We start from the raw sequence: 12,812 nt of genomic DNA on the forward strand, positions 1-12,812 counted from the left end.
TTTTGCGATTCAGACATTAGTTTAATGCTGTAACCCCAGTCCTGGTAAGCAATAGAGACTTTACATTTTTTACTTTTTTTTAATTTTTATCCATGTAAAATAATGAGATAATTATAATAGCAGTTGCCTATTTTGACTGGCAAAGGGATTGTCACAGGGAGTTAGCAGTCGAGGGTATTTTATGAAGCGGATTTTGAAAAAATACATGATCCTCAGATACCGCATACCATCTATCATTATTTTGAGCCTTCTGATATTAGGCTCATCGATAATCGGTATTTCATATAAGAGATACGAAGAAATTAACGTGGAGAAGCACGTTAAGATGGCACAAGGCATAACTATGCTTATGGCTGAGAACTTTGATGCCCAGAAGATAGATTATTATATGGAGAATAATTATTCCTTAGACGAGTATAAAGATCTTATTGAGCATTATAAGCTCATTATGGATAGCTACCTTGATGTAAAACACATATACATATATAAGTTTTACAAGGATAAAGAAGATGGTCCGTTAAACGGTCGTGTGATCGTGGATATGATTGAGACAGGCGAGGACAGTACGCTCTATGGATCTATCGCCACGGTTGGAAATACTTATTTAGCAGGCGAAGAGACCGCCGCTGTCTATGACCGAATGATTTCCGGTCAGGAATGTGTATTTGAAAAGAACCGGATAGGCGAGAGGGAAGTTACGTTCCTTGCGTATATCAAGCCGATAATGGACAGCGAAGGTAATTATATGTGCAGTATGGGTGTTGATTTCTCTCTCAATGAGCTGTACGGAAAAGGAATCCAGTTTATTATTGAGCTGTTGGTGGTAATAACGGTTGTAATACTTGCTGTTATCATAGGTGTAAATATCCTGCTCTCTGTAATTCTGTTCAGACCCCTTGAAAAGATGACAAGCTGTATCCAGTCCTTTAAGTTTGATACAGACAAAGACAGGTTCGATAACTTAAATGGATTCGAATCACTGAACATTCATCTGAATAATGAGATAGATGAGCTGTATAACGCTTTGCTTCTTTCGCTTAAGGACAGTGCTTATTATGTGTCCAGCTTCAACAGGGCCAAGAATGAGATAGAAGAAATAAGCGAAACGGCCTACAAGGACGCCCTGACTTCCGTTGGCAGTAAAACGGCCTACAATGGCGCTATAGCTAAGTTGCAGGAAGATGTTGATAAGAAAAAGCTGTTTTGTTTTGGCTTCGTGATGATTGACGTGAATAATCTTAAGTATGTGAATGATACTTATGGCCACAAGCTGGGCGATGAATATATAAAGGGGTGTTGTAGTATTGTATGCAACGCTTTCAAGAGATCGCCGGTATTTCGAATTGGCGGGGATGAATTTGTTGTCATTCTAAAGGATGCTGATTATGATACCAGGATGGAACTTGTAGATGATATGGAGAATGCTTTCACAGCGGCTTACAACAATAAGGAAGTAGAACCGTACTACAGGTACTCGGCTTCTTATGGACATGCAATCTTTGATCCATTGCTTGACAAGTCAGTTGAGGAAGTACTAAAAAGAGCTGACCAGCGTATGTACGAATATAAGAAAGAGTTCAAAAGAGTTAACGGAAGTTACAGATGACTATAAAAAGACCCGCGGGATCAAGATAATCCTGCGGGTCATAAAAATCTCATATTTGGTAAATCAAAGAGCGCCGTCCATCTTCTTGAGATCATTTATATCATCGTCTTCATCATCGAAGAACTCTTCTGTTTTAACGGGCTCGCTATCTTCAGAATCATCATCTTCGTCTGCAAGATTCTCTTCAGCAGCTGAAGAATTGAGGCTTACATAGTGACGTCCGATGGAACTCTTAGGCTCCTCATCATCAAGATCCTCTTCATCAAATTCCTCAAAATCATCGAAGTCATCATCAAAATCTGAATCCTTCTGTGTAAGATAATAATAAACACCTGCAGCGGCAGCGCCTGCAGCAGCTGCAAAAAGAACTATTTTTCCAAAATGCTTAGACATATATTCTCCCTTCATAATGTAGCCCTGCTTGGATTTGTAAAAAAATACAACAGAACATAAATTGATTTTAATACAAATTGTCAGATAAGAAAAGCACCTGAGATTAAATCGTTGAAAAAAATGCCAGAAAATGCTATATTTAAATGGACTAAGCCGGTCAATCACAGGAGATCCTTTTTCAATGAACGAAAAGTTTTTTGACTTAAAGAAAGAAAAACAGGACCGAATCATCAATGCGGCGCTTAAGGCTTTTGCCCTGGGCGGATACATGCATGCGAGCACTGATGATATCGTGAGAATGGCCGGAATTAGTAAGGGGTTAATTTTTCATTATTTCGAAACCAAGCTGGGGTTATATCAATTCGTCTACGATTACAGCACTCGTGTAATCAATATTGAGATCAACACGGGTATTTCCAAGGATGAGACAGACTTTTTCACAATTAGGGAGGAAATAGAGAAGGTACTTGCAACCTGTATGAAGCAGTATCCTTACATTCAGCTGTTTTTGTACAGTGCAGCCAGAGAAGATACTCCCGAAGCTGCAACAGCCATACTCCCTGCAAGAGAGGCTTTTGAGGCGAATATCAGAAACATCCTGGACAGAGGCGATATAACAAGATTTAAGCAGAGTGCCAACTATGAGCTGGTTGAGAATATAGTGAGTATGACCAAGGAAGGAGTGCTGAAAGGCAGGTTTAGGGAGGGCGATTTCAGAGCGGATGATTACCTTGCGGAAGTCATCAGATATCTGGAAATGCTAAGAGTTTTGACATACGACTGATTACCGAAGAAGCGTCAATTAGCCGGATTTTTCCGGAACAATAAGGAGGCACAAAATGGGTAAATTTGTGGTTGCAGGTATCACACAGGTTGAAACGATTGTCAGAGTGGACAAGGTTCCGATAACTTACGCTCCGTTAACTACCGAGGTCAATTCCATTTACACTGGTCTTGGAGGAGATGCTTACAATGAATCCCTTGCACTCAGATGGCTTGGAGATGAAGTTGAATTCATGTCCATCATAGGCCGTGACAGGTCTGTAGAGGAGCTTAATCCGCCCGGAAACAAGATTCAGTTATCAACGAATTACGTTGTACAGATGATGGAAGAGACTCCTAACTGTGTCATCCTTTATGATAAGGACAGACAGAAGCAGATATTTGAGGATATCAAGGATCTGCGTGATAAGGTTTATGATATGTCCATGTTTGCTCCGCTTGCAGGATGGGCTGACATGATGGTTCTTGCAAATGCTAACTTCTGCAGACCTTTTGCTGTGGCAGCTGCCGAGCATGGCAAGAAGCTTGCTGTCAATATTCGTAATTTCTGCAGAGAGAAGGAGAAGTACAACAGGGAGTTCCTTGATGCAGCTTCTATCCTTTATTTTTCAGACGATCAGCTTGAAGAGGATCCTTATGATTTCATAAGAGGAATCAGTAAGACCTACGGAACAGAGATCATCATCATGGGCCGCGGCTCAAAGGGTGTTATCCTGTTCGATAAAAAAGGTGAATTCATCGCTGATTATAAGACAGTTAAAACTAATGAGATCGTTAATACTGTCGGCGCAGGTAATGCGTTGTTTGCATGTTTCCTTCACTACTATCAGGAGACAGGCGATTCTGTAAATGCTATTAAGAATGCGCTTCTGTTCTCATCCTACAAGATTGGTTATATGGGAACATCCAAAGGTTTCATGACAACAGAGCAGATGGAGCAGTGGAGAAATCTGATCTGGGGTATTCGCGACAACGGACTATAAAAAGATGCTGTCATCATGGGTAGGTGGCAATTTAAAGAGCGTCTTCGTAGTTTTCGCGTGCTATTTTTTGGTAATACTAAATTTACATATATAAGAAGGACAAAATGAAATGGCAAAGAAAGTAAAGAACACAAGAAAATGCGGCGTGCTTATGCCCATTTTCAGCCTTCCGTCAAAGTACGGGATCGGCACATTTTCCAAGGAAGCATACGAGTATGTAGATTTCCTTGCAGACGCAGGTCAGAGTTACTGGCAGCTTCTGCCTCTTGGACCTACAAGCTACGGAGATTCTCCGTATCAGTCATTCTCAACCTATGCAGGCAATCCCTATTTTGTGGATCTTGAGAAGCTCGTCGAGGAGGGCTATCTTAAGGCTGCAGATCTTGAGAAGGTTAATTTTGGAACAGATCCTGAGCACGTTGATTATGAGCGTCTTTTCAAGAACCGTTATGTTGTTTTGGAGACAGCTTATGTGAACAGCGGTCTTTCAGAAAACAGTAAGAAAAAGCCAAAGGCAGAGCTTAAGAAAGAGTTCGATGCTTTTGTTAAGGAGAACGCAGACTGGTTAGAGGATTATGCTCTTTATATGTCCCTTAAGATGCGCTACGACGGTCTTAGCTGGGTTGAGTGGCCAGAGGGAATTCGCCTCAGGAAAAAGAAGGATCTTGATGAAGCAAAGAAGAAATATGCTGATAAGATAGGTCTTCACAAGTTCATCCAGTTCCTGTTTATGAAGCAGTGGTTTGAGCTTAAGGCTTATGCTAACAGCAAGGGAATAGACATTATCGGTGACATCCCGATCTATGTGGCATTTGACTCCGCAGATACATGGGCAAATCCTAAGCTTTTCCAGCTGGATAAGAAAAATCTTCCGATAGCGGTTGCAGGATGCCCGCCCGATGCTTTTTCAAGAACAGGTCAGCTCTGGGGTAATCCGCTCTATAAGTGGGACTATCACGAAGAGACAGGCTTTAAGTGGTGGATTTCAAGAATCCGTGGCTGCTATAAGCTCTACGACGTTATCAGAATCGATCATTTCAGAGGTTTTGATGAGTATTATTCAATTCCTTACGGTGATCCCACAGCTGAGAACGGTAAGTGGGTAAAGGGACCCGGCTATAAACTTTTTGAAGTGATGAAGAAGGAACTTGGTAATATCAGAGTCATCGCTGAAGATCTTGGATACCTCACACCTTCTGTAATTGCCCTTGTTAAAAAGACCGGATTCCCCGGAATGAAGATTCTTCAGTTTGCATTTGATGCAAGGGAAGAGAGCGATTATCTGCCTCACAACTATGTGAAGAACAGTATCGTATATACAGGAACTCATGATAACGACACAACACTTGGATGGTACAAGACTATTCCGAGAACAGATAAGGCTTTTGCAAAGAAGTATCTGAACCTTAAGTCAAACAAGAATGTGACCTGGGAATTCATCAGAGCTACTTTCATGAGCGTATCAGATACAGCCATTATCCCTATGCAGGATTATCTTGAACTTGGAAGCGAAGCAAGAATCAACACTCCTTCCACTCTTGGTAAAAACTGGACATGGCGCATGAAGGGTGACGCACTTTCACCCGAGCTTGCCGAGAAGATGAAGGATATGGCAAAGACCTACGGAAGATGTGCAAATGTCTAAGATTACTATAGTTGATGTTGCGAGACTGTCAGGCGTCGGCGTCAGTACAGTCTCCCGCGTCATCAACGGGCATGTGGATGTAAGTGCCAAAACAAGAGAGAAAGTCCTTTCAGTTATAAAGGAAACAGGATATGTTCCAAATGACAGTGCCAGAAACCTGAAGCGTACAGATGCCAAGTGTATCGGCGTTGTCATTAAAGGAATAACCAATCCTTTTTTCACACCTATGATCGATATCCTTGAAAAGGAGATAGACAGGCAGAATTATGCTCTGGTCCTTCGACATGCAGGCGCTGAAGAGGACGAAGCAGACGTAGCTCTTGAGCTTGAAAATGAAAAGCGACTAAGGGGAATTATTTTCCTTGGAGGCGGCACGGAGCAGTCAAGGCAAAAGCTGCAGGAACTTAAAGTTCCCGCAGTTTTCTCTACGATAGGCGCTACTCTCCTTGAAGAAAATTCCACAGCAGAATATTCTACGGTTTCTGTTGATGACAGACTTGAAGCAAGACATATAACTCAATATCTTATGAATCTTGGGCACACTAATATAGCCATAATAACCGAGGCTATGGGAAGGCGCTCTGTCGGACACCTTCGTCTGGAAGGATATCGTGATGCTTTTGTCATGAGGAAGATTCCTGTTGATGAAGGGAATATTTTTTATGTAGATCAGACCATGGAGCATTTCTCAGTGGAGAATGGCTATAGAACCACCCAGAGAATTATTGAGTCGGGAAAAGATATATCAGCAATTTTCTGCGTGACAGATCTTTTGGCAATAGGTGCCATGAGAGCAATAGCGGATGCGGGACTAAGGGTTCCCGAAGATATCAGTGTATGCGGTTTTGACGGAATGGAGATAGGAAGATATTCCAATCCCAGACTTACGACCATAAGCCAGCCACTGGATCAGATTTCCAGGGAGACGGTTAAGCTTCTGTTTGACATTATTGAGTCCAGGAGCAGTCACAGACATATCGTTTTTCCGGGAGAACTATTTATAGGCGAATCGACAATCAAGCATTTCGTAGAATAATGAGGCTTTTATGAGGGGAAGCTACATTAAGAAAATCATCAGTGTTTTATTGGCGGCAGTACTTGTAGTGTCGTGCGTGGGCTGTGGCCTTTTTGGCGGCGAAGATACCTTCGATCCCAATGAAGCCAATACTAACTACATTACCTGCATGGTCTGGGACCGCGGAGATATGGCTGAGGGCGTAGGTTATGATGACAATGCGCTGGCAGTATGGATAAGGGAACAGGTTTTAAAAGAAACCGGAGTCGAGGTTCATTTTACCGCCATAAAAAGAGAAAATACCAATGAAACTGTTCAGGAAATGATCGATGAAGGAACTGCACCTGACATAGTTTTTTCTTACTCCAAATCTCTTTTTGGAAAACTGGCAGGCATGGGACAGATATCCGACCTGACAGAGGCTTATAAGAATTATGGCAAGGACATTTCGAAGAACATCGGTGAACTGCAGAAGATGGGACAGTACAATGACCTGCAGGCAGCCATCGTAAAGCACAGAGGCTTTGTGATGCCAAGGCATGTGGCATATGTCAGAAGAGACTGGTGTGAAGCTCTTGGAATGGATGAGCCTACTAATAAGGAAGAGCTTGAGAAGTACCTCTACGCCGTGAAAGTAAAGAATCCCGGCGGAGTGGATGACGTTATACCCTGGGCTATGGGCGGTACAGTTAACTCAGAGAAGGCCTACAACAGTTTTGTTGGTTCATTTATCGAAGAGCTAAGCCCCAGGGATTCTTATCTTTACTCGGAAAGGTTTTTGGTCCTTACAGATGAAGCAAATATAGGACTTAAGGAGCTTAACAGGTACTATAAAGATGGGCTTATAAGTCTGGATTTTGCTGCGGATAAAGATAATGAAAAATACATTGAGGATATAAAGAGCGGCAGGGTTGGATTTTTCGTGGATGATAACACTTCACCCTTCAGTCTTTTTGCTGAACTGAATAAGAATGAAGGTCATATCTGCTTTGATCCTGTTTTGTGTTTTGATCTTCCGGATGGCGGATACAGGAATGTCTGTGAACCTTCAACCGGACTTTATATCATGGTTCCAAACAGAAGTAAGGACAAGGTAGATGCGGTAATGAAGTACCTCAACTGGCTTGCGGTTACTGAGAATGCTGTGAATGTTGCATTTACGCCGGATCATACACTTACGGATGAGGGTGCACCGAGGGTTTTATCAGGCGATGAGCTTAATGAAAATAAATATCCCGGAACACCAATTGACTACAGTATTGTTAATAATCTGTTTTTTGAAAATGACAGGGAAAAACAGGTTTCGACCTGGGCTTACGGGTCCGATTGGGCAGACAAGGAGTGGTTTGAGAAATTCTATGATGTATGTACCGCGGACAATTACTTTTTCCTGACAAGTAATGTATTTCTGGAGCCTGAGGCCGATTATCAGACAAATATTGATAAGATGCTGGTTGAATACGCATATAATCTGATATGCTGTAATCCTTTGGATTTTGATGGTGAAAGGGTCTACGAGGAAGCAAAGCTCATGGATAATGGACTTGGACAGATCCTGGATGAGAGAGCTGCATATTTTGATAATGGAATGATTAAATACTAGATATTTTAAGGGAGGACAAAATTATGGCAAACATAGCAATTTTTCTTGCAAACGGATTCGAGGAAATAGAGGCTCTTACTGTGGTTGACCTCTGCAGAAGAGCGGGCCTTACTATAGATATGGTATCTGTCACGGATTCACTTCAGGTTACAGGTTCCCATGGAATCGAAGTGAAGGCTGATAAGGTTATAGATGACCTTGATTTTGATGCAATGGATATGCTGGTTCTTCCCGGAGGAATGCCCGGAACCACTAATCTTGAGAATACAGAAAAGCTTATGGAGAATATCCGTGCCTTTGACAGCAAGGGTAAATTCATAAGTGCAATCTGCGCAGCTCCGGGAGTGTTCGGAAGAGCAGGTCTCCTTCAGGGCAAAAAGGCCTGTGTTTTCCCGGGACTTGAGGGCGAGCTTAAGGGCGCCGATGTTCAGATGAGCGAGACAACCGTAGACGGTCACATACTTACCAGCAGAGGCATGGGAACAGCCATGGCATTCGGCCTTGCTATCGTAGAGCGTTTCTGCGGAAAAGAAACAGCAGATGAGCTTGGCAAAAAGGTTGTCTACAAAATCTGATCCCTTAAAGAGGATATGTAATGGGCGTTGAGATAGAAAGAAAATTCACGGTAAAAGAGCTTCCGGATAATCTTGGGCAGTATCCTTTTCATATTATTGAGCAGGGGTATCTGAGTGTGGTTCCCGCTATAAGAGTAAGGCGTGAGGATGACAGCTTCTACATGACCTACAAGAGTCATAAGGATTTTGGTAAGCAGGGCGTTTTCTCCGAGGCTGGGGATATTGGCAAGATAGAATACAATCTTCCTCTTGATAAGGATTCCTACGAGCATCTGGTAGCAAAAGCGGATGGGAATGTGATTTCAAAAAAGAGATATATTATTCCTATTAATAGTGATGCTTTTGATTCATCGGATGACAGGTGCAAAAAGCTTATGGATTCCCTTAAGATAGAACTTGATGTGTTTGAAGGGAAGTTCGAGGGACGAATCCTTGCAGAAGTAGAGTTTCCTGATGAGGAGACGGCAGCAGCCTACAAGCCTGCAGACTGGTTTGATGAGGATGTCACGGGAGATGTGAGATACAGCAATGCTCACATGAGTACCGAGTAAATCAGGTATAAAATTAGTTGTGGAAATTGATACCGACCTATGTTATAATCGTTAGGCGATTGTGCCTAATGATTTTGGCATAGGTCGTTTTACATAGATAAAAACAGCACAATAAGAGTTGTGTAAATATTTTTATGTTTTATTCAGATATGTATTTATAGGAGGAAGTAAACTTAATGAGCGTATCAGTAGAAAAGCTCGAGAAGAGCATGGCTAAGCTTACAATCGAAGTTGCAGCAGCTGACTTTGATAAAGCAATCGACAAAGTTTTCAACAAGCAGAAGTCTAAGATCCAGATCCCCGGATTCCGTAAGGGTAAGGCTCCCCGTCATATGATCGAGCGTATGTACGGCAAGGAGATTTTCTTCGAGGATGCAGCTAACGAGCTGATCAATCAGGAATATCCCAAGGCAGTTGATGAGTGTGGCGAGGACGTTGTTTCCAATCCTGATATCGATGTTACACAGATCGAAGCAGGCAAGCCTTTCATCTTCACAGCTACAGTAGCACTTAAGCCCGAGGTTAAGCTTGGTAAGTACAAGGGCGTATCTGTTGAGAAGGCAGATACAGAGGTTACTGAGGACGAGATCAAAGCTGAGATTGACCAGGAGAGAAGCAGAAATGCAAGAACAATCGAGGTTACAGATCGTAAGGTTCAGAACGATGATATCGTAACTCTTGATTTTGAGGGATTTGTTGACGGTGTTGCATTCGAAGGCGGCAAGGGCACAGATTATCCTCTTACAATCGGTTCAGGTTCATTCATCCCCGGTTTCGAGGAGCAGCTTGTAGGATTTGAGATTGGTCAGGAAGGTGAAGTTAACGTTAAGTTCCCTGAGGATTATCATTCAGAGGATCTTGCAGGTAAGGATGCTACTTTCAAGTGCACAGTTAAGGGCATCAAGGTAAGAGAGCTTCCTGAGCTCAATGATGAGTTTGCAAGCGATGTTTCAGAGTTTGAGACAGTTGCGGAGTATAAAGAAGACGTTAAGAAGAAGCTTACAGAGCGTAAAGAGGCTGAGGCTAAGGCAAAGAAGGAAGATCAGGCTGTTAAGGCAGTAATCGAGGATTCTGAGATGGAGCTTCCTGAGAAGATGATCGAGACTCAGCAGCGTCAGATTGTTAACGATTTCGCTCAGAGACTTCAGTATCAGGGCATGGATATGAAACAGTATATGCAGTACACTGGCAATACTGTTGACCAGCTCCTTGAGCAGGTTAAACCCCAGGCTGTAGAGCGCATCCAGTCAAGACTTGTTCTTGAGGCAGTTGCAGCAGCTGAGAAGCTTGAAGCTACTGAGGAAGAAGTTGATGAAGAGCTTAAGAAGATGGCTGATCAGTACAAGATGGAGATTGAGAAGCTTAAGGAGCTCATGGGTGAGCGTGAGATCAAGACTCTTAAGGATGATCTTGCAGTTCAGAAGGCAGCTAAGTTCCTTGTAGACAATGCTAAGGAGACAGCAGCTAAGAAGACAACCAAGAAGGCAGCAGCTAAGAAGGACGAGGATGCAGCTGAGGAGAAGCCGAAGCGCACACGCAAGACTGCAGCTAAGAAGGACGACGAGACAGCAGAGGAGAAGCCGAAGCGTACTCGTAAGACAACAAAGAAGGCAGATGAGGAATAATGTTTCCTTTAAGAGGACCCGGTACAGATGTGCCGGGTCTTTTGCGTGGTTGCTAAATAAACTCTTTGTGGGTATAATAGTGTAGTATATTTATAAATAAAATTAAAAAGGGAGCAATGAATATGAGTTTAATACCTTATGTCATAGAACAGACGAGCCGCGGTGAGCGCTCATACGATATTTATTCAAGACTTTTAAAGGAGAGAATTGTATTCCTGGGTGAGGAAGTTAATTCTGTATCCGCAAGTGTTGTTGTGGCACAGCTTCTTTTCCTTGAGGCTGAGGACCCCAGCAAGGACATTCACATGTACATCAACAGCCCCGGTGGTGAGATCACATCCGGTATGGCTATCTACGATACAATGCATTATATCAAGTGCGATGTCAGCACGATTTGTATCGGTATGGCTGCAAGCATGGGCGCATTTCTTCTTGCAGGCGGTGCTAAGGGTAAGCGTATGGCTCTTCCCAATGCAGAGATCATGATCCATCAGCCCCTTGGCGGAGCTCAGGGTCAGGCTACTGAGATTGAGATTGCTGCTAAGCACATCATCCGCACAAAAGAGAAGTTAAACACACTTCTTGCTGAGAATACAGGCAAGCCCTATGAGCAGATTGCTCAGGATACAGAGCGTGATAACTGGCTTTCAGCTCAGGAAGCGCTCGACTATGGTCTTATCGATTCAATCGTAGAGTCAAGACCTAAGGATAAGGAAGAGGATAAGTAATATGGCATCAAAGAACAATGGAGAAATTCGCTGCTCTTTTTGCAATAAGACACAGAATCAGGTGAAGAAGCTTATTGCAGGACCTGCAGGAGTTTATATCTGTGATGAGTGTGTAGATATCTGCGCAGACATCATAGAGGAGGAGTTTGAGGACGAGCCTATAGCTCATGATGATAGTGATATCAACCTTCTCAAACCCGTAGAAATCAAGAACTTTTTGGATGAATATGTAATCGGACAGGATGAAGCTAAGAAGGTTTTATCTGTTTCAGTTTACAACCACTACAAGAGAGTACTTGCACCTAAGGCACACAATGTAGATGATGAGGTTGAGCTTCAGAAGAGTAACATCATCATGGTTGGTCCTACAGGTTCAGGTAAGACATATTTGGCGCAGACCCTTGCCAAGATAATTAATGTTCCTTTTGCAATAGCTGATGCAACCACTCTTACAGAGGCAGGTTATGTGGGTGAGGACGTTGAGAATATCCTTCTTAAGCTCATTCAGGCAGCTGATTATGATGTAGAGAGAGCTCAGTACGGTATCGTTTATATCGATGAGATAGACAAAATCACCAAGAAGAGCGAGAACGTATCAATCACAAGAGATGTATCAGGTGAAGGTGTACAGCAGGCACTGCTTAAGATCATCGAGGGCACAACTGCAAGTGTTCCGCCTCAGGGTGGACGTAAGCATCCTCATCAGGAGCTTATTCAGATTGATACATCCAATATTCTTTTCATTTGCGGCGGAGCTTTTGACGGCCTTGATAAGATTGTTGAAGCAAGACTTGACCGCAACTCAATCGGATTTAACGCTGAGATCGCTGACAAGAGTGAGCGTGAGATCGGCGAGGTGCTTAAAGAGGTAACTCCTCAGGATCTTACCAAGTTTGGTCTTATCCCTGAGTTCGTAGGTCGTGTTCCAATCTGTGTAACTCTTGAAGGACTTAACAAGGAAGCACTTGTAAGAATCCTCACTGAGCCCAAGAATGCGCTGGTTAAGCAGTATCAGAAGCTGTTTGATTTTGATAATGTAAGACTTACATTTGAAGGCGATGCAGTTGAGAAGATTGCAGAGCTTGCACATGAGAGAAAGACAGGTGCAAGAGGACTTCGTTCCATCATGGAGAAGGCTATGATGGATGTTATGTATGAGATTCCTTCCGATGACAATATCTCGGAATGTGTCGTTACAGAGGAGTCTGTATCGGGTACAGCTCAGCCCCTTATCGTTTACAAGGATGAGGTTAAGAGACTTAAACCTGCAAAATAAATTAAGAGGAAAAACTATAGGCAGAGGTG

12 protein-coding genes are annotated in these 12,812 nt (G+C 42.8%); 11 read left to right on the top strand and 1 reads right to left on the bottom strand.

From position 1 onward, the window contains the following. Positions 1-181: 181 nt before the first annotated feature. Entirely contained in the window at positions 182-1,606 is a 1,425-nt protein-coding gene (locus G603_RS0116140) for a GGDEF domain-containing protein (RefSeq protein ID WP_026670868.1), read from the top strand. Between the two features lie 63 nt (positions 1,607-1,669). Here G603_RS0116140 and G603_RS21710 read toward each other — a convergent pair whose 3' ends face one another. Continuing rightward, positions 1,670-2,014: a hypothetical protein gene (locus tag G603_RS21710; protein WP_051207994.1), complete on the bottom strand. Its 345-nt coding sequence runs from the start codon at positions 2,012-2,014 to the stop codon at positions 1,670-1,672. Between the two features lie 166 nt (positions 2,015-2,180). On the opposite strand from G603_RS21710, the gene G603_RS21715 reads away from it, so the two are divergent. From G603_RS21715 to clpX, 10 genes are all read left to right on the top strand, one after another. Then, complete coding sequence (locus G603_RS21715; protein ID WP_051207997.1) at positions 2,181-2,783, top strand: TetR/AcrR family transcriptional regulator; 603 nt, start codon at positions 2,181-2,183, stop codon at positions 2,781-2,783. 55 nt (positions 2,784-2,838) lie between these two features. Next, complete coding sequence (locus G603_RS0116155; protein WP_026670869.1) at positions 2,839-3,765, top strand: carbohydrate kinase family protein; 927 nt, start codon at positions 2,839-2,841, stop codon at positions 3,763-3,765. Positions 3,766-3,874: 109 nt separating this feature from the next. Further along, positions 3,875-5,410: a 4-alpha-glucanotransferase gene (malQ, locus tag G603_RS0116160; RefSeq protein ID WP_026670870.1), complete on the top strand. Its 1,536-nt coding sequence runs from the start codon at positions 3,875-3,877 to the stop codon at positions 5,408-5,410. Beyond that, complete coding sequence (locus G603_RS0116165; RefSeq protein ID WP_026524894.1) at positions 5,403-6,446, top strand: LacI family DNA-binding transcriptional regulator; 1,044 nt, start codon at positions 5,403-5,405, stop codon at positions 6,444-6,446. The genes malQ and G603_RS0116165 overlap by 8 nt, the downstream gene beginning before the upstream one ends. Before the next feature lie 10 nt (positions 6,447-6,456). Then, positions 6,457-8,028 carry an extracellular solute-binding protein gene (locus G603_RS0116170; protein ID WP_026670871.1) on the top strand — a complete coding sequence of 524 codons (1,572 nt, stop codon included), beginning with the start codon at positions 6,457-6,459 and terminating at the stop codon, positions 8,026-8,028. A gap of 23 nt (positions 8,029-8,051) precedes the next feature. Beyond that, positions 8,052-8,603 (top strand): DJ-1 family glyoxalase III, encoded by a 552-nt coding sequence (locus tag G603_RS0116175; RefSeq protein WP_026670872.1) that lies wholly within the window; start codon positions 8,052-8,054, stop codon positions 8,601-8,603. 20 nt (positions 8,604-8,623) lie between these two features. After that, complete coding sequence (locus tag G603_RS0116180) at positions 8,624-9,154, top strand: CYTH domain-containing protein (RefSeq protein ID WP_026670873.1); 531 nt, start codon at positions 8,624-8,626, stop codon at positions 9,152-9,154. 176 nt (positions 9,155-9,330) lie between these two features. After that, a complete protein-coding gene (gene tig, locus G603_RS20790) occupies positions 9,331-10,779 on the top strand; it encodes a trigger factor (RefSeq protein ID WP_035793679.1) in 1,449 nt (482 codons plus the stop codon). A gap of 122 nt (positions 10,780-10,901) precedes the next feature. Next, positions 10,902-11,507, top strand: a complete 606-nt coding sequence (gene clpP / locus G603_RS0116190; protein ID WP_026524898.1) for an ATP-dependent Clp endopeptidase proteolytic subunit ClpP — start codon at positions 10,902-10,904, stop codon at positions 11,505-11,507. 1 nt (position 11,508) lies between these two features. Next, positions 11,509-12,783, top strand: a complete 1,275-nt coding sequence (gene clpX / locus G603_RS0116195) for an ATP-dependent Clp protease ATP-binding subunit ClpX (RefSeq protein ID WP_026524899.1) — start codon at positions 11,509-11,511, stop codon at positions 12,781-12,783. Positions 12,784-12,812 lie beyond the last annotated feature (29 nt).

Source organism: Butyrivibrio sp. AE3006, assembly GCF_000424165.1.
Classification (GTDB): domain Bacteria; phylum Bacillota; class Clostridia; order Lachnospirales; family Lachnospiraceae; genus Butyrivibrio.

Bases quoted from the DNA above. Each gene is read 5' to 3' on its own strand.
- G603_RS0116140 (WP_026670868.1), top strand. From the start codon at position 182: ATGAAGCGGATTTTGAAAAAATACATGATCCTCAGATACCGCATACCA.
- G603_RS21710 (WP_051207994.1), bottom strand. From the start codon at position 2,014: ATGAAGGGAGAATATATGTCTAAGCATTTTGGAAAAATAGTTCTTTTT.
- G603_RS21715 (WP_051207997.1), top strand. From the start codon at position 2,181: ATGAACGAAAAGTTTTTTGACTTAAAGAAAGAAAAACAGGACCGAATC.
- G603_RS0116155 (WP_026670869.1), top strand. From the start codon at position 2,839: ATGGGTAAATTTGTGGTTGCAGGTATCACACAGGTTGAAACGATTGTC.
- malQ (WP_026670870.1), top strand. From the start codon at position 3,875: ATGGCAAAGAAAGTAAAGAACACAAGAAAATGCGGCGTGCTTATGCCC.
- G603_RS0116165 (WP_026524894.1), top strand. From the start codon at position 5,403: ATGTCTAAGATTACTATAGTTGATGTTGCGAGACTGTCAGGCGTCGGC.
- G603_RS0116170 (WP_026670871.1), top strand. From the start codon at position 6,457: ATGAGGGGAAGCTACATTAAGAAAATCATCAGTGTTTTATTGGCGGCA.
- G603_RS0116175 (WP_026670872.1), top strand. From the start codon at position 8,052: ATGGCAAACATAGCAATTTTTCTTGCAAACGGATTCGAGGAAATAGAG.
- G603_RS0116180 (WP_026670873.1), top strand. From the start codon at position 8,624: ATGGGCGTTGAGATAGAAAGAAAATTCACGGTAAAAGAGCTTCCGGAT.
- tig (WP_035793679.1), top strand. From the start codon at position 9,331: ATGAGCGTATCAGTAGAAAAGCTCGAGAAGAGCATGGCTAAGCTTACA.
- clpP (WP_026524898.1), top strand. From the start codon at position 10,902: ATGAGTTTAATACCTTATGTCATAGAACAGACGAGCCGCGGTGAGCGC.
- clpX (WP_026524899.1), top strand. From the start codon at position 11,509: ATGGCATCAAAGAACAATGGAGAAATTCGCTGCTCTTTTTGCAATAAG.